Raw genomic sequence first — 22,492 nt, 5'->3', positions numbered from 1 at the left:
CGATGACCGACCACCGTGTGGGAACCCGCGAGGAATGGCTCGCAGAGCGCCTCGAGCTGCTCGCAGAAGAAAAGGAACTGACGCACAAGGGCGACGAGCTCGCGCGCCGCCGGCAGGAGCTGCCCTGGGTGCGCATCGACAAGGAGTACCGGTTCGAGACCGACGACGGGAGCGCATCCCTCGCCGACCTGTTCCGCGGCCGCTCCCAGCTCATCGTGTACCACTTCATGTTCGGGCCGGACTATGACGCCGGCTGCCGGTCGTGCTCGGCGATCGCGGATGGCTTCAACGGCTCCGTCGTGCACCTCGAGAACCACGACGTCTCCTTCTTCGCCGTCTCCCGCGCACCGCTGCCGAAGCTGCAGGCATACAAGCAGCGGATGGGGTGGACGTTCCCGTGGGCGTCGTCGTTCCAGTCCGACTTCAATTTCGATTTCCACACCTCGCACACCGAGGAGGAGTGGCGTGCCGGCGAGGTGAATTACAACTACCGCACCATCGACCTGCGTCCACCGGAGGGCGATGGGCGTACCTGGTTCGAGGAACTCGGCGCCACGGTCGGGACCGACTGGGAGACCTACCGGCGGGAGGGCCCCGGCATGAGCGCTTTCGTGCTGGAGGACGGCGTCGTTTACCACACCTATTCGACGTACGAGCGCGGCGTCGACGCGCTCTGGGGAATGTACCAATGGCTCGACCGCGCTCCGCTCGGGCGCAATGAGCCCGGGTTCTGGTGGCGCAGACACGACGAATACTCTCAATAAACCATCCCGTCAAGGCCTGTATTTCAACTTGGTGAAAAAGCCTCAGGTCGGTCACACTGAGCACTGAGCGCACAGCGCAGAGCGCGCGCACACAGCACAGAGAGCAGGTGACGATGGCCGCCCACCACGACGGTGACGACGACCTGATCTCCCGTGTGTTCGCCGACCGTTACCGTCTGGATGCCGTGGTCGGGCGCGGCGGCATGGCGACCGTCTATCGCGCCCACGACGAGTCGCTCGGTCGGCAGGTCGCCGTCAAGCTCTTCCACGCCGGCATCGGCGATGTCAGCCAGCAGGAGAGCGAATTCGTGGTGCTCGCCGCCCTCGACCATCACGGCCTCGTGACGATGATCGACGCCGGAGTCGCCAGCGACAGCAACGGCCGGTCGCGCCGCTACATCGTGATGCCGCTGGTGCTCGGCGCCAACCTGGCGACGCGTCTCTTCGAGGCGCCGATCTCCGCGCGTCACATCGGCGAGATCGGGTACGACATGGCCGAGGTGCTCGAATACATCCACGGCAAGCGCGTCATCCATCGTGACATCAAGCCGTCCAACATCCTGCTCGTCGACTACGGCAACGGCGCGACGCGGGCACGCGCCAAACTCGCGGATTTCGGCATCGCGCTGTCCGACGAGGTCGAGCGGATGACCGCCCAGGGGATGACCACAGGCACGGCCGCCTACCTGAGCCCGGAGCAGGCGAGCGGCGGCGAGGTGACGACGGCCTCCGACATCTATTCGCTCGGTCTCGTGCTGCTCGAATGCTTCACGTTGCGCAAAGAGTTCCCTGGCGCAATGGTGGAGTCCGCCGTTGCGCGCCTGTCCCGCGATCCGCGCATCCCGGAAGACCTCCCGGAGCACTGGCGCGGGCTTCTCCGGGCTATGACGAGCCGAAACCCGGCCGAACGGCCCCAGGGCCGCGAACTCGTCTCCATCCTGAAGCAGATCGTGATCGCCGAGAGCGGTCGACACAAAGACAGCGAAACGCTCTTCCCGCCGGACCGGCCCGCCGATGCGATAGCGGACACTCCGACCGTGCTCGACTCGCTCCCGACCGAATCCCTTCATAGGGCGACCGCGCTCGCCGCGCGCATGTTCGCGGCGCCGATCTCGATCGTCAGCGTCGTCGACCACGACCGCACCTGGTTCACCTCGCACTACGGAGCAGAGGTCGCCCACATCGCCCGCGAGGTGGACCTCTCGAAGGCGACGGTCCCGCAGGCAGAGCCGGTGATCGTCGAGGATGCGCGCAACGACCCTCGAGCCCAGGGGAGCTCACTCGTCGAGGGACCGCTCGCGATCCGCTTCTACGTGGGCGTGCCGCTGAAACGCGGGGACGGCCAGGTGATCGGAACGCTGTCGGTGCTCGACTTCAAGCCGGGGTCCGCATCGCCGGGCCAGGTCGAGAACCTGCAGGACATCGCCGCGATCATCGTCGCCCAGCTCGAACTGCGGCGCGAAGGCCAGCGGTGGGCGAGCGAGAGCAGCGGGAGCATCCCGACCCCGGTGTCCGGGGTGCGCGTCGTCCGCGAGTCGATTCTCCGGAACTGAGCTGCAGAGGCGGGGCCGGCGCGGTGGCGCGCCGCCCATTGCGGCTGCGCACGACGGAGCACTATCGTTTCGCCATCCGCTGTGGACGCGCGAGTCGCGCCCGGCGGATCGGACGGAGGATGTCCCATGGCTGCTACCGAACCCCCGATCATCCCGTTGCCGGCCCCGGCGCCCGCGCCTGCCGCGGCCCCGGCGCCCGTCGCGGCCCCGGCGCCTGTCGCCGTGCGTGCCGCCGACGCCGGAGAGCCCGAGCCTGCTGTGCCCGAGCACGCCACGCCCGAACCCACCGTGGTCGCGCCGTCCGTGATCGAAGCGCGGATCGCGTCGCAGCTCGCCTGGTATCAGCGGCACGCGGGCTATTCGCGCGTCTGGTATCTCTCGGTCAAGGTCGTGCAGCTCGTCCTGGCCGCCGGCGTCCCCGTCGCCGTCGCTGTCAGCGCGGCGACCTGGCTGACGGCGAGCCTCGGCGCGACGATCGTGGTGCTCGAGGGAGCGCAGCAGCTGTTCCAGTGGCATGACAACTGGATCCGTTACCGGATCACCGCGAGCTCGATCGCCTCGCAGCGCAGCCTCTTCACCGCCCGCGCGGGTGACTACGCGAACGGCGATCCCGTTCCTCTGCTCGTGGAGCGGGTCGAAGCGCTGGCGACGAGTGAGACGACCTCGTGGGCGAAGTCGTCCCAGGCGAGCGAGACCGGGTCGGGCGGGGGCGCGGCGCACGTCGCATGAGCCTGTCGGCTCGTTGCGGATGCGCTCAATCGGTCGGATGCGCCTCCGCGGCGTCCATCCGGGCATCCGTGACCACGAACAGGAACAGGAACATCGAGAGCACGACCGCCGTCATGATCGCGAACACGGCCGTCAGGCCGAGCCACTGGGCGAGCGCACCGCCGATCGCCGCGCCGACGGGCATCGTCCCCCAGGCGACCAGGCGGTAGGCGCTGTTGACGCGCCCCAGGAGGTGGTCGGGTGTAGCGCGCTGGCGGAACGACACGACGATCACGTTCCAGATCATGATCGCCGCCCCGCCGAAGAGGAACGCGATACCGATCGCCCACACGTTGGAGGTGAGCGCCGGGACGCCGACGCTGAGTGCCGGTCCGATCATCGAAATCCCGATCGTGCGCGCCCGCCCGAGCCGGCGTTCGAGCGGAACGGCGAGGAACGACCCGCCGACGCTGCCGATCGCGAAGCTCGTCAGCAGGAGGCCGTATTGCGGCTCGGTCAGTTTCATCGGCGAGGTCGGGCCGACGGCGTAGAGCACGAAGACCGCGAACGCCGCGTTGGAGGAGAGGTTGAATACCCCGGTCATGATCGCGAGCGAACGCAGAACGGTGTGCCGCCAGAGGAAGCGCAGCCCTTCTGCGATGTCGGCCCGGATGGTGGTGCGCCCGGTCCGCTCGACACGGAACGAACCGCGCATCATCAGCAGCGCGCCCACCGCGACCAGCCACATCCCGGCCGGAGTCGCCAGCGCCACGCCCGCGCCGACCGCCGCGAGCACACCCCCGAGCGGCGGCCCGATGAACTGGTTGGTCACCGTCTCTGCAACGTAGAGGCGGGAGTTGGCGCGGGGCAGGAGGTCGCGACTGACGACCTGCGGCAGGATCGACTGGGCGGACGTGTCATAGATCGTCTCCGCCATACCGACTGCGAACGCTCCGATGTAGAGCATCCAGATCGACCCGAACCCGAAGGCTGCTCCGAGGGCGATCACACCGACGATCGTCGCGCGGGCGATGTTCGCCCCGAGCATCGCGCGGCGGCGGTCGATCCGGTCGGCGAGTGCGCCCGCGGGGAGTGCGAAGAGCAGCCAGGGGAGCGTGAAGGCGAAAGCGAGGCCGGCGATGAGCGTGGGACTTCGTGTGAACTCGAGCGCGATCAGGGGAAGCGCGACTTTGAGGATGCCGTCTGCGAGGTTCGACAGGCTGTCCGACGACCAGAGGCGCCAGAAGGAGCCGCCGAGCCCGGCTGCGGATTCAGGCTGGTCCGCGTCGGCCGTGTCGGAAGGGTTCGAACTGGTCACCTATGGAGAATTGCACATCGATTGATAAAGTTCAAGGTGATGGAAGAATCTCGATCATTGGTTACCATGGACACATGACGGAAACTCAGGATGCGATCTCGGCCAGGCTCGACGTCGACCCGCGCGATCGACGTCGCCAGGCGACCGTCAGTGAAGCGAAAGCGCTCTCGCACCCGTTGCGTGCGCGCATCCTTCGCCTCTGTGCGCAGCACGAACTGACCAACAAGGAGCTCGCCGACCGGCTCGGCCAGGACCCGGGAACGGTGCTCTACCACGTGCGCAAACTGGTCGACGCGGGGCTTCTCGTGCCTGCGCCGGTTCGCACCGGGCCCAGTGGAGCCCTGGAGAAGCCGTACCGGTCGAGCGGGCAGTCGTGGTGGCTGAGCGATCCGCTCGGCGGCAACGGCGTCGACCGGTACCTTCCGCCGATCGAGGCGTTCCAGGAAGAACTGCGCGATGCCGGCCCCGGCGCCGTCGAGACCTTCGAGCGTTTCGCGCTGCATCTCTCACCCCAGCAACTCGAAGAACTCGACCTGCGCATCGTGGCGATCCTCGACGAATACGTGCTCACGGAGAACGAGCGTCTCGACCAGCCGATGCACGGCGGCCTCTTCGTGCTGCACCGCCTCGCCGAGTAGCCCGGCCGTCCCTGCCGCGCCCCCGTCCCGTGTCGCCGCACTCATTCCGTCCGACCGCACTCCTTCGTGGCGAGCGCACTCCTTCGTGGCGAGCGCACTTCGTTGTACGAGTGCGCTGGCAAACAACGAGTGCGGCGAGCTGCTTCTGGCCCGCCCGGCGTCCCGTCGCACTCCTTCGTTCCAAGCGCACGTGTTCGCCCGAGCGCGCGACGCCGTGGCAAGCGCACCACGTCGTGGCGAGCGCACTACGTCGTTCCGACCGCACTTGTTCGTTCCGAGCGCACTACGTCGTACGAGTGCGCTGGGAAACAACGCGTGCGGCGAGCTGAGCGCCGGGACGAAGCTAGTGCGGCGAGACCTCGTGCGCGTGCGCGATCAGTGCCTCGACGGTGGTGACCGTCGCGAAACCATCGTCGAGGGCGGCGAGGAAGGCCGCGTGCACAGCGTCGCCGGCGATGCGAACGTCCCCGAACGACAGGTCGGGCGCTGCGCAGGCATCGGATGCGACGGTCACGGTGAACCCGAGGTCCGCCGCTGCGCGCACGGTCGAGTCGACGCACATGCTCGTCATCATTCCGGCGACGACGACCTCGTCGACGGTGGCGTCGCGGATGCGCTGCTCGAGATCCGTGCCGAGGAACGCGTTCGGCGACCCCTTGAGCACGACCGGCTCGTCGGCGAGGGGTGCGACGGCCTCGTTGATCTCGACGCCACGCGTTCCCGGGCGCATGAATGTCGCATCCGGAGCATCCGAGACGTGCTGCACGTGCACGATCGGCTCGCCGCTCGCCCGGAAGTGAGCGAGCAGTGCGGATGCACGTTCCGCCGCGGCTTGCGTGCCGACGAGCGGGTACGCGCCGCCCGGAAAGTAGTCGTTCTGGATGTCGACGATCACCAGTAGCCGGCTCACGCTCTTCTCCTGTCATTCGCAGTCATGCTGTCTCGGGCGCCGCACAAAACAGAAGTGGCCCCCGAACCATTCTGGGGCCACTTCCGTTTCGTGCAGCTGGGTTTCTCCTAGGCGACGGGCGGTCGCTCGTCGATGTTCTCGGGTGCCTTCTCGTCGAGCTCGTCCGGCAGCTCGAGCGGACGGCGCTGGAAGTAGGCCGCGCCCTTCTTCCAGTAGATGATGATGGGCACGATGCCGAGCGCCAGGGTTCCGATGCCGATCGCGATCACGATGGGGTCGAGGTTCGGGATGGACACCACGAAGATCACCAGCATGAAGATCGCTCCGACGGCCGGCCACAGGCCGATGAAGATGAAGTTCTTCACCGATTTGAAGATGATCTTGCGGTAGGCGACGACGACGGCGATTCCGGCGAGCGCGTAGTAGAACGCGATCTGGAGGCCGATCGAGCTGATGGCGTTGGAGAGGATCTCGCCGACACTTCCGAGGAAGTTGGAGCCGATGAAGAGCACGAGCGAGACGCCGGTGACCACCAGCGTGGCGAAGGCGGGCGTGCGCCACTTCTTGTGGGTGCGGCCGAATGCGGCCGGGATCGTGTTGTCGCGGCCCATTGCGAAGAGCGAACGGGTGACCTGGATGAGCGTGGTCTCGAGCGTGGCGATCGTGGAGAGCACGACGGCGATCACGAGGATGTTGCCGCCGACTCCGGGCCAGATGACCTGGCCGAGTGCGCCCAGGACGTTGCCGCTGTTCTCTTCGATGGTCTTCGCGGGGAGCATGACGAGCGTCGCGATCGTGAAGATCTCGAAGAGCAGAAAGACGATGATGACACCGATGATGCCGCCGAGGCCGGCGTTCTTGTGGCCGTCCTTGGTCTCTTCGTTGAGGTTGGACGAGACGTCCCAGCCCCAGTAGTAGAAGGCGGCGACGAGGGCTGCGGCGATGAATGCGCCCGGGCCGGTGAAGTGCGCGAAGCTCAGCCAGTCCCACGAGAAGGACGGGCCGGCGTGGGTGCCGGTCGCAGCGCGGATGATCGCGACGATTGCGAACACGAAGAGGATGCCGACTTCGATGGTGGACATGATCCACTGCGCGCGGGCCGTGATCTGCACGCCGACGAGCACGCAGCCGGCCATGATGAGGAACCAGATCGCTCCGATCGCGGTCACCAGCGGCACGTTGTTCTGGTCTCCGCCGAACAGGGCCACCGTCATGACACCGGCGGGCAGTGCGCCGGCGACCATGAAGATCGTCGCCGAGATGACGAGCGCCCAGCCCGAAAGGAAGCCGAGGATGGGGTGCAGTGCGCGGCCGACCCACGAGTACGCGGCGCCGGCGTTGACGTCGGCGCGGCCGAGGAACGCGAACGCCCAGGCGATGCCGAGCATCGGGAGACCGCACCAGAGCAGGGCTGCGGGGCTGGCGAGTCCTGCGGCGGCGACCAGGGTGGCCGTCGTGGCTGCGATCGAGTAGGCGGGTGCGCTTCCGGCAACGGCCATGACCACTGATCCTGCGGCGCTGACTCCGTCAGCCTGCAGATCGTGGGTGTGGGTGCCTGACGGGTCGTTCTGCGACGGCCGCGTCGTTGCGTCTGTCCGGGTCATGGGTTCTCCTGCTTCATTGCGGATATTCTGCGCTGACGTTAGCAGTGATCCTCGCTGGGGACAACTCGGCATTCAACGGAATCTGTCGCTTTCGGCAACATTGACGGCCCGATCCGTCAAAGAATCTGAAATACCCGATGGATTCCGTTGCCGGAGGCGGATGCTCGGCTCAGCTCTCCGCCTTGAGTTTTCGCCAGCTGTCCGCGCGCTTGTGTGGAAAGCTGGTGCAATGGCGGCGGTCACGCATCGGCAGGCGGCGCGCATCCTGGCGGAACAGGATCCGGTGCTTGCGCGCCTTGTGACCGAAGGCGGGCTGCCGCGGTTTCCCGCCCCCACGCAGACCCATTTCGCCCAGCTCGTCCAGGCGATCACCTACCAGCAGCTCGCCGGTGCGGCCGCCCGGGCCATCCACGGCCGGCTCGTCGCAGCCCTGCTCGGCGAGGTCACGCCCGAGCGCGTGCTCGCGACCCCGCCGGAAACGCTTCGTGCCGCCGGGCTCTCCGGCGCCAAGCTCGCCTCGCTGCTCGATCTCTCGGAGAAAGTCCTCGACGGCACGGTGGTGCTCGATTCGCGGCGACTCGGGCGGCAGAGCGACGAAGAGGTCGTCACCCGCCTCACGCAGGTGCGCGGGATCGGCAAGTGGTCTGCGGAGATGTTCCTGATGTTCCAGCTGCGGCGGCTGGACATCTGGCCCACCGGCGACCTGGGTGTCCGCAAGGGCTTCGCCTTGGCCTGGCGGATCGCGACGCCGACCCCGAAGCAGCTGGATGCGCTCGGCGAGCCGTACCATCCGTATCGCAGCATCGTCGCCTGGTACTGCTGGCGTGCGACCGAGCTGTACGCCGGAGCCGCTTCGAGTGCGGTCACGACAGGCGCGACAGGCGCAGCGGATGCTCTCCCTGTGCCCGCCGAAAGCCACAGCTAACACACAGCTTGGGTGGAACAGCTCGTGACCATCCCTCGTTCTACCTACTGAGGCGCTGCAGCCAGCAGCGACCCGAAGCGAAGGAGAAAGCACAGTGTCACACGAGTACCGCAAGGACCCGGAGGCCATTTCCCGGCTCACCACCGAGCAGTATCGCGTCACCCAGGAAGATATGACGGAGCCCGCCTTCCGCAACGAGTTCTGGGACAATCATGAACAGGGCATCTACGTCGATGTCGTCTCAGGAGAGCCGTTGTTCGCATCCGTCAACAAGTACGACAGCCGGTCGGGCTGGCCGAGCTTCACCGTGCCCATCGACCCGGCCAACGTCGTCCTCAAGCAGGACCGCACCTACGGGATGGTGCGCACGGAGGTCCGGTCCGCACATGGCGACAGCCACCTCGGACACGTCTTCGACGACGGACCGGCAGACCAGGGCGGACTGCGCTACTGCATCAACTCGGCAGCGCTCCGGTTCGTCCCGCTCGCGAACCTCGAGAGCGCGGGCTACGGCGACTACCGCAGCCTGTTCACCACAACGTCAGACACCACAGAGGAGACAGCACGATGACCGGAACCACAGAGAAGGCGATCCTCGCCGGAGGATGTTTCTGGGGCGTACAGGACCTGATCCGCAAGCGCCCCGGGGTGATCTCCACCCGCGTCGGCTACAGCGGCGGCGACGTGCCCAACGCCACCTACCGCAACCACGGAACCCACGCCGAGGCGATCGAGATCATCTTCGACCCCGAGAAGCTCAGCTATCGCGAGCTGCTCGAGTTCTTCTTCCAGATCCACGACCCGTCGACGAAGAACCGCCAGGGCAACGACGTCGGCACCAGCTACCGTTCGGCGATCTTCTACACCAGCGACGAGCAGAAGCGCATCGCGGAGGACACCATCGCCGACGTCGACGCCTCCGGCCTCTGGCCCGGCAAGGTCGTCACCGAGGTCACCGCCGCGGGCCCGTTCTGGGAGGCTGAGCCTGAGCACCAGGACTACCTCGAGCGCATCCCGTGGGGCTACACCTGCCACTACGTGCGCCCGGACTGGAAGCTGCCGCGCCGCGAGCAGGCGGTCGCGCAGTAATTATCCGTGACACGGTCACCCGTTGACCGGGAGGGGAGCTTCGGCTCCCCTCTTTCGTTTTCCACCACCCTGCTAGCGTGGCCCTGTGGGTGTGCGAATCGAGAAGTTCGACCTGCCGGGTATCGGGGTCCGTCACGACCTGGTGACCGAGAGCGGTCGGCGCCTGAGCGTCGTCTCGCATCGCGACGGCGACCGCGACCTTGCGCTGTTCAGCCTCGAAGATCCGGATGCGAGCAGCGAATCGATTCCGCTCAACGATGAAGAGGCGGCGGCGCTCGCCGACCTGCTCGGCAGTTCCGTGACCCTCAGCCGGCTGACCAGCCTGGCGGGCGACACGGCCGGGCTGTTCACCGAGCAGTTGCAGTTGCCCACCGATTCGCCGTACCTCAACAGGCCGCTCGGCGACACCCAGGCCAGGACGCGAACGCGCGTCTCGATCGTCGCCATCGTTCGCGGCCACGAGGTGATCCCGTCGCCCACGCCCGCCGAACTCTTCCGGCCCGGCGACATCCTCATCGCCGTCGGAATCAGGGATGGCCTCGACGCTCTCGGTCGTCTGATCGCCAACGGGCCCGACTGACAAGCCGCCGCCCATGCAGGAGACGACGCTGATTCTGATCGAGATCGGCGCGCTGCTGCTCGCGATGAGTTTTCTCGGACGGCTCGCCATCCGCATCGGCATCTCGCCCATCCCGTTCTATCTCGTCCTGGGTCTGCTGTTCGGCGAAGGCGGCTTTCTCCCACTCGACGCGAGTGCGACCTTCGTCCAGGTCGGAGCGCAGATCGGCGTCATCCTGCTTCTCGCCCTCCTGGGCCTCGAATACACAGCGAGCGAACTTCTGGGCACCCTGGGCCGTTTTCCCGTGATCGGAGCGGTCGACGGAGTGCTCAACGCCGTCCCCGGTGCGGTGCTTGCGCTTGTGCTCGGCTGGGGTCCTGTCGCCGCTGTCGCCCTGGCGGGGATCACCTGGGTGTCGTCGTCGGGTGTCGTAGCGAAGATGCTCCGCGACCTGGGTCGGCTCGGCAACCGCGAGACTCCCGGCGTTCTCGCCATCCTCGTCATGGAAGACCTGGCCATGGCCTTCTACCTTCCGGTGCTGGCCGCACTGCTCGTCGGGGTGAGCCTGCTCGAAGGCGCCGTGGCCGTCGCCATCGCCGTCGGCGTCGTCACCCTCATCCTTTTCGTGGCCCTGCGCTTCGGCTCGTTCATCTCGCAGATCTTCTCGCCCGAGCATCCGGAGCCGCTCCTCCTCGGTGTGCTCGGGCTGACCATGCTGGTCGCCGGCATCGCACAGCAGGTCAACGTCTCGACCGCTGTCGGAGCGTTCCTTGTCGGGATCGCTCTCTCGGGGAGGGTGGCGCAGCAGGCGAGCCAGGTGCTGACGCCTCTCCGCGACCTCTTCGCCGCGTTCTTCTTCGTGTTCTTCGGGCTCGCCACGGATGCCTCGCAACTGCTGTTCATGCTGGGGCCCGCGGTGGCGCTCTCCGTGGTCACCATGGCCACCAAAATCCTGACCGGCTACCTCGGCGCACGGAGTGCAGGGATCGGCGTGCCCGGTCGGTGGAGGGCCGGGCTCGCCCTCACCCCGCGAGGCGAGTTCTCGATCGTCATCGCCGGGCTCGCCGTGAGCAGTGGAATCGAACCCGGCCTCGCCCCGTTGGCGACGGGTTACGTACTGATCACGGTGATCGCCGGGCCACTGCTCGCGCGCATCCCCGACGCCGGATGGTTCCGGGCTGCGACCCGTCCACGTCGCCCGGCCGTCGGGCGCTGACCAGCACGGTGCTGTTCGTGTCGTCCTGTTCGGGCACGGTCTTGTCGGCGCTGTCGATTTCGCGCGCTCCCGAACGTCGTACGGATGAACACCACCGCTGCCGACCGGCAGCACGACACGAGGAGTATGACAATGGCGAAATACGTTCTGCTGTACCAGGGCGGTTCAGTTCCTCAGACACCTGAGGAAGGCAAGAAGGTGACGGACGCGTGGATGGCGTGGTTCGGTGCGGCCGGTGACGCCATCCTCGACCCGGGCAACGCGTTCGGCGCGGAGTCCGCCGAGGGCGCCGACATCCCGCCGAGCCGCGTCAACGGGTACACGATCGTCAAGGCCGATTCGTCCGACCAGGTGGAGGGCCTGCTGAAAGGTCACCCGCACCTGTCCGCCGGCGGCCGGATCGAGATCCACGAGACCGTCGACATGTAGTCCGCTTCCTGGCATGCGAGCGGGTCGGACGCTGGTTCAGCGGCCCGGCCCATTCGTGTGCCCTCACGGGTTCGAAAGGCGCGATGCGCGTCGCCGAGCCTGCGAATCCGAGCGGGTGCCTGTCGGAGCATCCGCTCGCTTGACAGAATGAGGGCGTGACAGCCCCGACCGGCAGCTCCGGCGACCTCGACATGTTCGAGGCGCAGCGCTGGCGCATGTTCGCGATCGCCTACCGGATGCTCGGCAGCGCATCCGATGCAGACGACGTCGTCCGCGAGGCGTGGCTTCGCTGGGGTGCGGTCGACCGGTCGCGCATTTCGGATGCGGGCTCCTACCTCGCCCGTGTCGTGACCAATCTGTGCGTGACCACACTCGAGTCGGCGCGTGCGGCGCGTGACATCTACGACGGGCCGTGGCTGCCCGAGCCGGTGCTCACCGCATCCGAGTTCGACGGACCGGGCGCGACGTCCGGGGTCCTCGGTCCGCTCGACATCGCGTCGCAGCGCGAAAGCGTGTCGTTCGCGCTGCTCCTGCTTCTCGAAAGACTTTCGCCACCCGAGCGCGCAGCCTATGTCCTCCGTGAAGCGTTCGAGTACAGCCACCGCGAAATCGCCGACCTGCTCGACACCACGGAAGAGAACGCCCGCGAACTCCACGCCCGGGCGCGGCGGCACGCCCAGGTACCGCGTGCCGCTCCTGTCGAGCCGGAGCGTTGGCGCGGGCTCGTCGACCGGTTCATCGCGGCTTCCCGCGACGCCGACTTCGACGGCCTCGAAGCGCTCCTGGCAGAGGACGCCGTCGCGCGGGCCGACGGTGGTGGAGTCGTGAATGCTGCGCGGCGTCCCCTTTCCGGACGCGACGAGGTGTCGCGCTACCTCGTGGGCATCGTGCAGCGGTTCGGTCGGGATGTGGAAACCTTCATCGCACAGGTCAACGGCGAACTGGCGGTCGTGGCGCTCTCCGGCGATGAGATCTTCGCCGTGTGGTTCGTCCACACCGACCGTGAACACATCACCGGCCTGGACATGGTGGTGAATCCGCACAAGCTCGCGTTCGCGCAGGGGCAGTTGTCCCGGGTCTCCGGGGCGGCTGGGGCGGACGCGTCGGCTGGGTCGGCTGGTTCTGCTGGTTCGGCTGGTTCTGCTGGTTCGGCTGGGTCTGCTGGTTCGTGATCGTGACCGGGAGGACATCACCGCAGTGGACTCGCCGACGATTCTCGTGACCGGCGGTACCGGGACCCTGGGCCGGCCGCTCGTCGAGCAGCTGCGGGGCGGCAGCGGGCGGGATGTTCGCGTGCTGAGCCGACACGCTGGAGCCGGGCGCTTCGTCGGGGACCTCACCTCCGGCTCGGGGCTGGAATCCGCGCTTCGCGGGGTGACGAGTGTCATTCACCTCGCCACCTCGATCCGCGGCGGCGACGCTCGAATGACCCGCAACCTGATCGACGCTGCACAGGACGCCGGAGTCGCTCACATCGTGTACATCTCCATTGTCGGGATCGACAAGCTCTCGCTGGGGTACTACAGGCAGAAGCTCGAATGCGAGCGGATTCTCGAGGCGTCCCCTGTGCCGCACACGATCGTGCGGGCGACCCAGGTGCATGAGCTCGTTGCAGCCCTGTTCGCGGCCCAGCGATTCTCGCCGGTGCTTCTCGCGCCGTCGATCCGGATTCAGCCGATCTCTGTGGAGGAGGTCGCCGTGCGCCTGGTCTCGCTCGTGGACGGCCAGCCGGCAGGCCGGGTTGCCGACATCGGCGGACCGGAGAAGCTGACCGGGCGGCAGCTTGCGGATCAGTGGAAGCGATACCGGCGGTCGCGCCGCGCGGTGTGGTCGCTCCGGTTGCCGGGCAACGCGTTTCGTACGCTCGCGGCCGGGAGCAACCTGGTCGACGGGGAGCCGTACGGTGTGATCACGTTTTCCGAGTTCCTCGCGCACCGCGTTCGGTGACGTGATCGGGGGTTTCGTCGAGTCCTCCACAATCGGGTGATCTCGGAATCTATCCACAGGGAAATTGCTGATCAAAGGTTGTTTATTCGCGGCCCCGAATGTCGGTGGTTGCTGGTTGGGTGGAACCATGACCTTCCCACCCGCCGACGATCTCGCCGCGGTCGCTGCTGCGCTCGACGCGTTGCGCGCGCTCGAAACGGATCCGGTGGCGGATGCAAGTGCGGTGCTGGCGGGGGCGGATGCGGGTGCGGCGGGGGCGGATGCGGGTGCAGTGGCGGAAGCGGATGCGGGTGCATCCAGTCTGAGCGAAGCGCAGTTGCACGCCCGCTCGCTGGCGGCGATCGGTGTGGTGCGGGCGGCGCTGGAGCGGGTGGCGTTGCGGCGGATCGCCGCCCTGAACCGGGCCGGCAGCCTGGACCCAGCGACGGATCCGGTGCGGGCCGGCGGGCATCGTGATATCGGGTCGTTCCTGGCGGAACTGTGGCGCACCAGCCTGCCGCACGCCCGCCAGCTCTGTGCGGTGGCCAGGGCAACCGCCTCCCAGTACAGCCTGCATGGCGAAGAACTGCCGCCCGCGTTCCCCGAACTGGCCGTCGCGCTGCTCGGTGACCCAGGCCATTCTGGTGATCCGGGCGACCCGGAAGCCTCGGGCGACCCGAAGACCGGCGCTGCGCCCACCGGTCACGTGTCGGTGGAGCAGGCGGCAGTGATCGTCCGGGAGCTGGGCAAGACCGGCGACGGCTGCAGCCTGGAGCAACGCCATAGGGGTGAGCGGCTGCTGATCGAACACGCGCCGGCCCTGACCGTGGAGCAGATGCGCCGGTCGGCGATCCAGCTGCGGGACCGGCTGGACGAGGACGGCACCGAACCACGTGAGCAGATCCACCGCCGGCGCCGGTCGTTGACGATCACCACCACCCGGGATGGGATGACCCGGATCGACTGGCGCCTCGACGCCGAATCCGCCGGCCATGTGGTGCCGCAGATCACCGCCTACGTCACCCGCGACTTCCACGACAAACGCAACGGCCGCAACACCAGTGACGGTCACGACGTAGACGAATCCCGCGACACCAGTGGCGTTGACGACGTAGGCGACGCAGGCGACGCCCGCGATTCCCGCGACACTGGTGACGCCCGCAATGCGTCGGCTCGGCCGACGGGGGTGCGGTTCGCAGACCCCGAACCCGACACACCGGACACTCCCGCGATGCCGGAGACCCGGAGTATGGCCCAACTCCGGTCGGATGGGGCGGTCGAGGTGTTCCGGCACCGCGCCGGCTGCACCTCCGGGGCGACCAGTCCGCCGGTGACCATGATCGTAAGAGTCAGCCTGGCCGACCTGCGCCGTGGGAAAGGTGCCGCGGAGATCGACGAAGTACCCACCCCGGTCAGCGCCGCAACCGCCCGGCTGCTCGCCGCCGACGCGAACCTGATCCCGATGGTCTTGGGGCGTGACAGTGAGGTCCTGGACCTGGGCCGGAAGCAGCGACTGTTCTCTCCGGCGCAGAAGCACGCTCTGGCCGAACGGGACGGCGGTTGCGCCTGGACTGGCTGCCCACATCCACCCTCGTACACGCAGGCGCACCACATCCGTTGGTGGGAGAGGGACACCGGACCGACCGATCTGAAGAACGGGATCCTGCTCTGCTCGCACCACCACCATCGGGTGCACGACGACGGCTGGGACATCCAGGTCCGCGACCATATTCCCTGGTTCACGCCACCGGCGCACCTCGACCCGACCCGCACGCCCCGCAAAGGCGGACGCATCCGGTTACCCGACAGGGCACCACCATGACCCGCACCACCTCCAACCGCATCACCATGACGAGCTTCAGGACGACCCCGAGCAGCCGGATGGAGCAGCGGTGCTTCGCCACGCCGGTAGCACACCGTCCTCGACCCTCACGTCTGGCAACGAGGACAGAAATACGTCACGCGTTGCTCGAGTTCCGTTCGACCGAGCTCGGACCGTTCGATCAGTGTCCCGCACCGCAGGCACGGCTTGCCCTGCCGTCCGTACACCCACGTGTTCTCGCCGCGACGGGTGCTCCCGGTCGTCACGCGTTGCGGCCGATCGCGGTTGGCGACGATCATCCGATGAGCCACCGAGACCGTCGCCGGCAGATCGGCTTCTGCGGTCGGAAGCGTCGGCAACATGCCACGGACGAAACAGATCTCGTTCGCGTAGACGTTCCCCAGCCCGGCGAGGTTCCGCTGGTCGAGGAGCGAGACGGCGATCGGCTGGTCCGGATGCTCGGCAAGACGTCGCACAGCCTCATCCGCGTCCCAATCGGGCCCGAGAAGGTCGGGCCCGAGGTACCCCACAATGCCTTCCTCCTGATCGCGCGCAACCACCTCGAGAACACCGAGCTGGAACCCGACGGCGACCACCTCCGCAGTCGTCAGCACGACCCGAGCCTGAAACCCCGGATGCCGCCACCGGCCACCGACGGAGTACACCTCCCACGAACCCTCCATCTTGAGGTGGCTGTGGATGCTCACCTCACCCACCCGGACAAGGAGATGTTTGCCACGACTTACGACGGAATCCACTCGCTGCCCGGCCAGATCCAGGGTCGCGAAGGCGGGAACCCTGAAGTCGCTCCCGGTGAGGACCTTCCCTTCGAGCGCATCCCGCAAGAGCCGTGCGGTGCGGTAAACGTTGTCGCCCTCAGGCATGAGGCTCCAGCATCCGAGAGATCACGACCGCAACCGGAGCCCGCGAGGCGTAGCCAGAAAGCCTGCAGCAGAAAGGGCGTCGCCGAGGGGCGTGCCGAGCACGAAACCCCCGTTCACCGTCTCGATGGCCAGTTTGTCGACACGACCCCGAACGATCAACGCACCGAGCGCCCGCGCTGCGACATCCAGCACGCGCACGTCTTCACTGAACGACAGGAGGCTCTTCCCGCCCCGCTCGACATAGAGGATCAGCGCACCGTCGACGATCACCACGAGCGCGCCCGCCTTGCGACCCGGCCGGTGGCCGGAGCCGGCGTCTTCGGGAGTCGCGGGCCACCCGAGGGCGGCACCGTACGGGTTGGCCGGATCGGTCGCCGCAAGTGCAACAGCATTCCGCGGGGGTTCCTGGGTGTGATCCAGCGTGAACGATCTCAGCCGATCGACGGTCGCACCCGTCGCGAACTGCGCTGCACCGAGCGTTTCGATGAAGTAGCCGCGCCGAGCCCGACCCGACTCCTCGAAACCGCTGAGGACTTTGTAAGCGAGCGCGAACCCGCCGGGAGCTCCCTCGTTCATCACGGACCCGCGAGTGACGACACCGTAGCGGTCGAGCAGGGTCTCGCCGAGAGCGCGTGCCCGCAAGGTCGCATCCTCGTCGGGCGGAGGAAGGACCGACCAGCGGCCACCGGCGATGGGAGGACCGACCCGGGTGACGAGAGCGGAGCGACCGACGGATCGACCACGGTAGAGCCGCGACCGCGGTGGAGTCTTGGGGCGTTTGTGGGCGCCGGAACTACCGGTGAGCGTGCGCAGAGGGGCGAGGGTGTCGTTCGTGAGCAGACCCGCCCACACGAGATCCCAGATGGCGGTGACGAGTGTCGCGTCGTCGACGGGCGCCGGCCCTCCGGCCTGCCCGCCGTCACGCGCAACACGTTCGCCGTTGATGGTGTCGGAAAGCTGACGGAAGAAGAACCCACCCCCGCGACCGAGCGCCTCGAGGATGTCGAGCTGGAGCGCATCCGGTTCGTACTCGATCGGCAACGGAAGCGTGACGGGCGCGGATTCGGCGAGATGAAGGCTCACCCAGCCGTCGTTGCCGGGCAGCGAGCCGCCGCCCGCCCAGACGACCTCGCCCGTCGCGGTGAGCTCGTCGAGCATCGCAGGGCTGTAGTCGACGACGCGCGAAGGGAGCACCAGCGACTCCCATGCCGACGCGGGAATGCGAGCGCCGGCAAGCTGCTCGATGACCGACGCGACCGCATCCACCCCACGCAGGATGCCGCCGATGTGCTGCCAGTCCGGCAGGAACCGGGCGAACGTCTGCGGGTCGACCGGCTCGACTTCGTGCCGGAGCGCGGCGAGCGACATTCGCCGCAGTCGTCGCAGGATCTCCGCGTCACACCATTCGGAGCCGAACGCATGGGGGCGGAACTCGCCCTCGACGACCCGTCGATCGTGCGAGAGCCGGCGGAGGGCGTCGTTCACGATGGCGATCCCGAGGCCGAACCGAGCGGCGACATCGGCTGTGGCGAAGGGCCCGTGCGTTCGGGCATAGCGACTGACGAGGTCGCCGAGCGGGTCATCCACCGGTTCTATGAATGCGGTGGGCACTCCGATCGGAAGCGGCACACCCAGCGCGTCCCGCAACCGGCTCGCATCCTCGATCGCGGCGTAGCGCTCGGTGCCGGCGATGCTGACTTTCAGCGCGCGCTTCGCATCGACGAGTTCGGTGAGGTATTCCCGCGCCACGTCGGCGGTTGCTGCGTCGGCACCGTCTCCATCCGCGTGAGGGGCACCGGCCAGCCGCTCGGCCGCTTCGTCGACGGTCAGGGGGCCGAGCATCCGGATGAGGTCTGCCGCGCCTTCGACACCCCGTGCCCGCCGCTCGGGCGCCAGGCGCTGCACTTCGCGTTCGACGCGTTCGATGACAGCAGGATCGAGGAGTTCGCGCAATTCGGCGCGACCGAGCAGTTCGGCGAGGAGCCCCGCATCCAGCGAGAGCGCAGCTGCGCGCCGTTCGGCGAGGGGGCTGTCTCCTTCGTACATGAATGCTGCGACGTAGCCGAACAGGAGCGCCCGAGCGAACGGCGATGCGGATTCGGTCGTGGTCTCCACGATTCGAACGGTGCGTTCGGCCAGCTGTTTGGCGAGGGCGTCGAGAGCGGGCAGGTCGTAGACGTCCTGGAGGCATTCACGCACGGTCTCGAGGATGATCGGGAAGGTCGGGTACTTGCGCGCGACGTCGAGCAACTGCGACGCCTTCTGTCGTTGCTGCCAGAGCGGCGAGCGTTTGCCCGGGTTGTACTTGGGCAGGAGGAGCGCGCGGGCCGCGCACTCACGGAACCGGGCGGCGAACAGGGCAGACCCGCCGACCTCCGTGGTGACCAGCTCGTCGAGTTCGGCCGGGTCGAAAACGAACAACTCGGCACCGGGCGGCTGTGATTCGGTATCCGGGATGCGCACGATGATGCCGTCGTCGGCGGCCATGCTGGCGCCTTCGATGCCGAAACGTTCCCTGACCCGTGCACCGACAGCCAGCGCCCACGGGGCGTGGACCTGCATGCCGTACGGGGAATGCATCACGACACGCCAGTCCCCGAGCTCGTCGCGAAAGCGTTCGACGACCAGCGTGCGGTCGTTCGGGATGTGCCCGGTCGCGGTGCGCTGCTCGCGCAGGAAGGCCAGCAGGTTGCCGGTCGCCCACCGGTCGAGCCCGGCTTCGACACAGCGCAGCTCTGCGTCGGCCTCGGATGCGCCACTCACTTCGCGCACGAACGTTCCGACCGCGCGACCGAGCTCCGCCGGCCGGCCCAGGCCGTCGCCTTTCCAGAACGGCAGCCGGCCCGGCTCGCCGAAGGCGGGTGTGACGAGGACGCGGTCGTGGGTGATCTCCTGGATGCGCCAGCTCGTGGAGCCGAGGGCGAAGACGTCCCCGACCCGCGACTCGTAGACCATCTCTTCGTCGAGCTCGCCGACACGGCTGGCCTTCTCGCCCACCATGTAGACGCCGAAGAGTCCGCGGTCGGGGATGGTTCCGCCGCTGGTCACGGCGAGACGCTGGGCACCGGGCCTGCCGGTGAGGGAGCCCGAATCACGGTCCCAGACGATCCGCGGGCGCAGTTCAGCGAATTCGTCGGAGGGGTACCGCCCGGCGAGGAGGTCGAGGGTGGCGTCGTAAGCGCTGCGCGGGAGCGTGGCGAACGGGGCGCTTCGCCGCACGGTGTCGAACCAGTCGTCCGCGTCCACCGGCTCGAGCGCCACGGCGGCGACGGTCTGCTGGGCGAGGATGTCGAGCGGGTTGGTCGGAACCCGCAGCGACTCGATCAGTCCGGAGGTCATCCGTTCTGCAGCGACAGCCGAGTGGATGAGGTCGGCCCGGTGCTTCGGGAACAGGATGCCCCGTGATACCTCGCCCACCTGGTGGCCGGCCCGGCCGACGCGCTGCAGGCCGCTTGCGACCGACGGCGGCGACTCGACCTGCACGACGAGGTCGACGGCGCCCATGTCGATACCGAGTTCGAGGCTCGAGGTCGCGACGACGCAGCGCAGCCGGCCCGACTTGAGGTCGTCTTCGATGAGTGCGCGCTGCTCTTTGCTGACGGAGCCGTGGTGCGCACGTGCAAGTACGAGGGCGTCCGGGTCGGCGCCGGCGAGTGAGGAGCCTTTGGTCTGTCCGGATGCGCCGATCGCCTCGGCGGGCACCCGGGTGGGCGCGGCGATACCCCCGAGCAGGCGCTTCTCGTAGATCTCGTTGAGCCGGGCGGTCAGGCGCTCGGCGAGCCTGCGCGAGTTGGCGAAGACGATCGATGACCGGTGTTCGAGCACACGGTCGACGATCGCCTCTTCGACATGCGGCCAGATCGAACCGGTCTGGGGCGTCCGGGTGTCGCCTTCGTCGTTCCAGGTCGACGTGCCCAGTTCGCTCATGTCTTCGACGGGAACGACGACCCGCAGGTCGAAACGCTTTCCGGATGCGGGGCTCACCACCTCGACGGGCGCGCGACCACCGAGGAACCGCGCCACCTCCTCGGCCGGCCGCACCGTCGCCGACAGCCCGATCCGCTGCGCCGGCTTCGCCAGCATCGCGTCGAGCCGCTCCAGGGAGACGGCGAGATGCGCTCCGCGCTTGGTCGCTGCGACGGCGTGCACTTCGTCGACGATCACCGTCTCGACGGATGCGAGCGTCTCGCGGGCCGCCGAGGTGAGCATCAGGAACAGCGACTCGGGTGTGGTGATCAGGATGTCGGGAGGATTGGTGACGAGAGCGCGCCGATCGGAGGAGGTCGTGTCGCCGGAGCGGACCCCGACGCTGACGTGCGGGGGTTCTGCTCCGAGACGCTTGGCGGTCTGGGTGATCCCGACCAGCGGCGCGCGGAGGTTGCGCTCGACGTCGACGCCCAGGGCCTTCAGCGGTGAGATGTAGAGCACGCGGGTGCCTGGCGGACGCGCGTGGTCGCGGTCCTCTGCGGCCAGCCGGTCGATCGCCCACAGGAACGCCGCGAGCGTCTTGCCCGACCCGGTGGGCGCGATGACGAGCGCGTGGGAGCCGCGGGAGATCGCATCCCAGGCACCGGACTGCGCGGTCGTCGGCTCGGGAAACGCCCCGCTGAACCACTCACGCGTGGCAGGGGAGAACCGGTCGAGCACATTGCTCATCCGTCCATCCTTACGCACACGGCCGACACTGTGGTGTGTCGATGTCCGGCTTCCTAGAGAACGTGACGGATGAACCCGGAGACGTCGGTGAGCTCGCGCGGCGAGATCGCGTGCGTCAGTCCCTCGTACACGCGCGAGTCGAGGGTGGAGTGCGACGGCAGCCAGTCGGTCGTGCGCGCGATGGCATCCGGGGTGATGGTGTCGTCCGCGCTTCCTCGCCCCCAGAAGACCGGTGGGCGATGCGTCGCGAGGAAGACATCGCCCGGCTCCTCGCCGCTGACCGCGAAACCCGACAGCTGCACGGCGTAGCCGAATCGCTCCGGTGCCAGCCTGAGGAGCTGGAGGGCCATCGCGCCGCCCTGGGAGAACCCGAGGAGTCCGACGGACGGATGGGGCGGCTGTTCGTCCAGCCACTCCAGTACGGCCATGGCCGCCGCGTTCGCGTTCGTCGGCGAGGGGTTGGCCTCGGCATTCGAATAGCGCGAGAACCACGCGAACCCGGGACCTTCGGGAATGGGTGCGCGAACGGATGCGATGACCGGCTCGAGCGGAAGATAAGACGAGATGCCGAACAGGTCGCCTTCGTCGGATCCGTAACCGTGGAGGAGGATCAACAGCGGCCGGTCGGCGCGGTCGATCTCCGACGCGGACCAGAGCACGGCCTCGCGATCGATCCTGAGAGCGGGTGGCGATGTCGGCACGGGTTCCTCCTGAACGGCGATTTATCATCTTCTCGCAATAGATGGCGAAAATCCCTTCACATCCGTTGGTTTGAAAATCGTGTCCACAGATCGACGCTGGCGAGCGGCAGCCGGGTTGCGGGGTCCGTAGGATCGTGTCATGAGCGTCAGAACCCCCGATCCGACCCCGGAGCCGATGCCGGACGACCCGTCCGGCGGGCCGGCCTGGCTTTCCGACATCGAGCTCGAGCAGGCACGTGGACGACTTCCGATCCTCTATGTCGAGGCGGTGCCGGTGCGGGTGGACGGCATCGGCCAGGTCGTCGAGGTCGGTGTGCTGCTGCGGGCGAACGCGGTAGGCGAGATGACCCGCACTCTCGTGTCGGGCAGGGTCATGAGAGGGGAGACGCTGCGCGAGGCACTGTTCCGCCACCTGGAAAAAGACCTGGGACCGATGGCGTTCCCGCAGCTCCCCGCGAGCCCCGTTCCGTTCCACGTGGCCGAGTACTTCCCCATGCCCGGGATCACGCCGTTCACCGACGACAGGCAGCACGCGGTGTCGCTGGTGTACGTCGTGCCCGTGACGGGCACCTGCGAGCCTCGTCAGGATGCACTCGAACTCACCTGGATGACGCCGGAAGAGGCGGCGTCCGTCACCGTCTCCGAGGAGATGGAGGGTGGTCGCGGCACCTTGCTGCGCGCAGCCCTCGCATCGGTCGGGCGACTCCTCTAGTCCTTGTGGCTCGTGCTGCCGCGCCGGAGTAGGTTGGGCGTGCATCCGGTGTGTCCCCCGATCGATCGAATCCACTCA

Annotated in this window: 20 protein-coding genes; 14 read left to right on the top strand and 6 right to left on the bottom strand. The window is 67.8% G+C overall.

The window, feature by feature from the left end; all coding sequences use genetic code 11:
• Window positions 1–2 precede the first annotated feature (2 nt).
• The 3 genes from G3T36_RS01590 (at window position 3) to G3T36_RS01580 (ending at window position 3,046) form a co-directional block, all read left to right on the top strand.
• Entirely contained in the window at window positions 3–764 is a 762-nt protein-coding gene (locus G3T36_RS01590; RefSeq protein ID WP_163287662.1) for a DUF899 domain-containing protein, read from the top strand.
• 113 nt (window positions 765–877) lie between these two features.
• Entirely contained in the window at window positions 878–2,317 is a 1,440-nt protein-coding gene (locus G3T36_RS01585) for a protein kinase domain-containing protein (RefSeq protein ID WP_163287661.1), read from the top strand.
• 126 nt (window positions 2,318–2,443) lie between these two features.
• Window positions 2,444–3,046 (top strand): DUF4231 domain-containing protein, encoded by a 603-nt coding sequence (locus G3T36_RS01580; protein WP_163287660.1) that lies wholly within the window; start codon window positions 2,444–2,446, stop codon window positions 3,044–3,046.
• Window positions 3,047–3,071: 25 nt separating this feature from the next.
• On the opposite strand, the gene G3T36_RS01575 is transcribed toward G3T36_RS01580, so the two are convergent.
• On the bottom strand, window positions 3,072–4,343 hold the full coding sequence (locus tag G3T36_RS01575; protein WP_163287659.1) for an MFS transporter: 1,272 nt from the start codon (window positions 4,341–4,343) through the stop codon (window positions 3,072–3,074).
• 74 nt (window positions 4,344–4,417) lie between these two features.
• Between G3T36_RS01575 and G3T36_RS01570 the strand changes: the two genes are divergently transcribed.
• Window positions 4,418–4,981, top strand: a complete 564-nt coding sequence (locus G3T36_RS01570; RefSeq protein ID WP_163287658.1) for an ArsR/SmtB family transcription factor — start codon at window positions 4,418–4,420, stop codon at window positions 4,979–4,981.
• A gap of 343 nt (window positions 4,982–5,324) precedes the next feature.
• Here G3T36_RS01570 and G3T36_RS01565 read toward each other — a convergent pair whose 3' ends face one another.
• Together G3T36_RS01565 and G3T36_RS01560 are read right to left on the bottom strand one after the other, a co-directional pair.
• Window positions 5,325–5,891 (bottom strand): isochorismatase family protein, encoded by a 567-nt coding sequence (locus tag G3T36_RS01565; protein ID WP_163287657.1) that lies wholly within the window; start codon window positions 5,889–5,891, stop codon window positions 5,325–5,327.
• Between the two features lie 107 nt (window positions 5,892–5,998).
• Window positions 5,999–7,495, bottom strand: coding sequence for an APC family permease (locus tag G3T36_RS01560; RefSeq protein ID WP_163287656.1), 1,497 nt, complete (start codon window positions 7,493–7,495; stop codon window positions 5,999–6,001).
• 229 nt (window positions 7,496–7,724) lie between these two features.
• On the opposite strand from G3T36_RS01560, the gene G3T36_RS01555 reads away from it, so the two are divergent.
• From G3T36_RS01555 to G3T36_RS01515, 9 genes are all read left to right on the top strand, one after another.
• The gene (locus G3T36_RS01555; protein WP_163287655.1) at window positions 7,725–8,420 is read left to right on the top strand and encodes a DNA-3-methyladenine glycosylase family protein; all 696 of its coding nucleotides are present in this window, start codon (window positions 7,725–7,727) and stop codon (window positions 8,418–8,420) included.
• 94 nt (window positions 8,421–8,514) lie between these two features.
• Entirely contained in the window at window positions 8,515–8,991 is a 477-nt protein-coding gene (gene msrB / locus G3T36_RS01550; RefSeq protein WP_163287654.1) for a peptide-methionine (R)-S-oxide reductase MsrB, read from the top strand.
• Entirely contained in the window at window positions 8,988–9,509 is a 522-nt protein-coding gene (gene msrA / locus G3T36_RS01545) for a peptide-methionine (S)-S-oxide reductase MsrA (protein WP_163287653.1), read from the top strand. Before msrB ends, msrA begins: the two co-directional genes overlap by 4 nt.
• A gap of 85 nt (window positions 9,510–9,594) precedes the next feature.
• Window positions 9,595–10,089: a cation:proton antiporter regulatory subunit gene (locus G3T36_RS01540; RefSeq protein WP_163287652.1), complete on the top strand. Its 495-nt coding sequence runs from the start codon at window positions 9,595–9,597 to the stop codon at window positions 10,087–10,089.
• A 13-nt stretch (window positions 10,090–10,102) separates the two neighbouring features.
• On the top strand, window positions 10,103–11,284 hold the full coding sequence (locus G3T36_RS01535; protein WP_163287651.1) for a cation:proton antiporter: 1,182 nt from the start codon (window positions 10,103–10,105) through the stop codon (window positions 11,282–11,284).
• A 132-nt stretch (window positions 11,285–11,416) separates the two neighbouring features.
• Complete coding sequence (locus tag G3T36_RS01530; RefSeq protein WP_163287650.1) at window positions 11,417–11,713, top strand: YciI family protein; 297 nt, start codon at window positions 11,417–11,419, stop codon at window positions 11,711–11,713.
• A 155-nt stretch (window positions 11,714–11,868) separates the two neighbouring features.
• Window positions 11,869–12,885, top strand: coding sequence for an RNA polymerase sigma factor SigJ (gene sigJ, locus G3T36_RS01525; protein WP_205244982.1), 1,017 nt, complete (start codon window positions 11,869–11,871; stop codon window positions 12,883–12,885).
• Between the two features lie 25 nt (window positions 12,886–12,910).
• Window positions 12,911–13,660 carry an NAD(P)H-binding protein gene (locus G3T36_RS01520; RefSeq protein ID WP_163287649.1) on the top strand — a complete coding sequence of 250 codons (750 nt, stop codon included), beginning with the start codon at window positions 12,911–12,913 and terminating at the stop codon, window positions 13,658–13,660.
• Window positions 13,661–13,787: 127 nt separating this feature from the next.
• Complete coding sequence (locus G3T36_RS01515; RefSeq protein WP_163287648.1) at window positions 13,788–15,461, top strand: HNH endonuclease signature motif containing protein; 1,674 nt, start codon at window positions 13,788–13,790, stop codon at window positions 15,459–15,461.
• Between the two features lie 107 nt (window positions 15,462–15,568).
• Here G3T36_RS01515 and G3T36_RS01510 read toward each other — a convergent pair whose 3' ends face one another.
• From G3T36_RS01510 to G3T36_RS01500, 3 genes are read right to left on the bottom strand one after another with little or no spacing between them, the layout of a single operon-like run.
• The gene (locus G3T36_RS01510) at window positions 15,569–16,345 is read right to left on the bottom strand and encodes an Fpg/Nei family DNA glycosylase (protein WP_163287647.1); all 777 of its coding nucleotides are present in this window, start codon (window positions 16,343–16,345) and stop codon (window positions 15,569–15,571) included.
• A gap of 21 nt (window positions 16,346–16,366) precedes the next feature.
• Window positions 16,367–21,001, bottom strand: a complete 4,635-nt coding sequence (locus G3T36_RS01505) for an ATP-dependent helicase (protein WP_163287646.1) — start codon at window positions 20,999–21,001, stop codon at window positions 16,367–16,369.
• 53 nt (window positions 21,002–21,054) lie between these two features.
• The gene (locus tag G3T36_RS01500; protein WP_163287645.1) at window positions 21,055–21,702 is read right to left on the bottom strand and encodes an alpha/beta hydrolase-fold protein; all 648 of its coding nucleotides are present in this window, start codon (window positions 21,700–21,702) and stop codon (window positions 21,055–21,057) included.
• A gap of 139 nt (window positions 21,703–21,841) precedes the next feature.
• Here G3T36_RS01500 and G3T36_RS01495 point away from each other — a divergent pair, with 139 nt between their 5' ends.
• The gene (locus G3T36_RS01495) at window positions 21,842–22,414 is read left to right on the top strand and encodes an NUDIX hydrolase family protein (RefSeq protein ID WP_163287644.1); all 573 of its coding nucleotides are present in this window, start codon (window positions 21,842–21,844) and stop codon (window positions 22,412–22,414) included.
• Window positions 22,415–22,492 lie beyond the last annotated feature (78 nt).

The organism is Leifsonia tongyongensis (assembly GCF_010686705.1).
Lineage (GTDB): Bacteria > Actinomycetota > Actinomycetes > Actinomycetales > Microbacteriaceae > Diaminobutyricibacter > Diaminobutyricibacter tongyongensis.
Note: the sequence above shows the minus strand (reverse complement) of the source record. Positions and strands in the feature narration are given on the sequence as shown.

Excerpts from the sequence above, each read along its gene's own strand:
- G3T36_RS01495 (WP_163287644.1), top strand. The coding sequence starts at position 21,842 with ATGAGCGTCAGAACCCCCGATCCGACCCCGGAGCCGATGCCGGACGAC.
- G3T36_RS01505 (WP_163287646.1), bottom strand. The coding sequence starts at position 21,001 with ATGAGCAATGTGCTCGACCGGTTCTCCCCTGCCACGCGTGAGTGGTTC.
- G3T36_RS01585 (WP_163287661.1), top strand. The coding sequence starts at position 878 with ATGGCCGCCCACCACGACGGTGACGACGACCTGATCTCCCGTGTGTTC.
- msrA (WP_163287653.1), top strand. The coding sequence starts at position 8,988 with ATGACCGGAACCACAGAGAAGGCGATCCTCGCCGGAGGATGTTTCTGG.
- G3T36_RS01535 (WP_163287651.1), top strand. The coding sequence starts at position 10,103 with ATGCAGGAGACGACGCTGATTCTGATCGAGATCGGCGCGCTGCTGCTC.
- G3T36_RS01580 (WP_163287660.1), top strand. The coding sequence starts at position 2,444 with ATGGCTGCTACCGAACCCCCGATCATCCCGTTGCCGGCCCCGGCGCCC.
- G3T36_RS01590 (WP_163287662.1), top strand. The coding sequence starts at position 3 with ATGACCGACCACCGTGTGGGAACCCGCGAGGAATGGCTCGCAGAGCGC.
- G3T36_RS01570 (WP_163287658.1), top strand. The coding sequence starts at position 4,418 with ATGACGGAAACTCAGGATGCGATCTCGGCCAGGCTCGACGTCGACCCG.
- G3T36_RS01555 (WP_163287655.1), top strand. The coding sequence starts at position 7,725 with ATGGCGGCGGTCACGCATCGGCAGGCGGCGCGCATCCTGGCGGAACAG.
- G3T36_RS01560 (WP_163287656.1), bottom strand. The coding sequence starts at position 7,495 with ATGACCCGGACAGACGCAACGACGCGGCCGTCGCAGAACGACCCGTCA.
- G3T36_RS01530 (WP_163287650.1), top strand. The coding sequence starts at position 11,417 with ATGGCGAAATACGTTCTGCTGTACCAGGGCGGTTCAGTTCCTCAGACA.
- G3T36_RS01510 (WP_163287647.1), bottom strand. The coding sequence starts at position 16,345 with ATGCCTGAGGGCGACAACGTTTACCGCACCGCACGGCTCTTGCGGGAT.
- G3T36_RS01515 (WP_163287648.1), top strand. The coding sequence starts at position 13,788 with ATGACCTTCCCACCCGCCGACGATCTCGCCGCGGTCGCTGCTGCGCTC.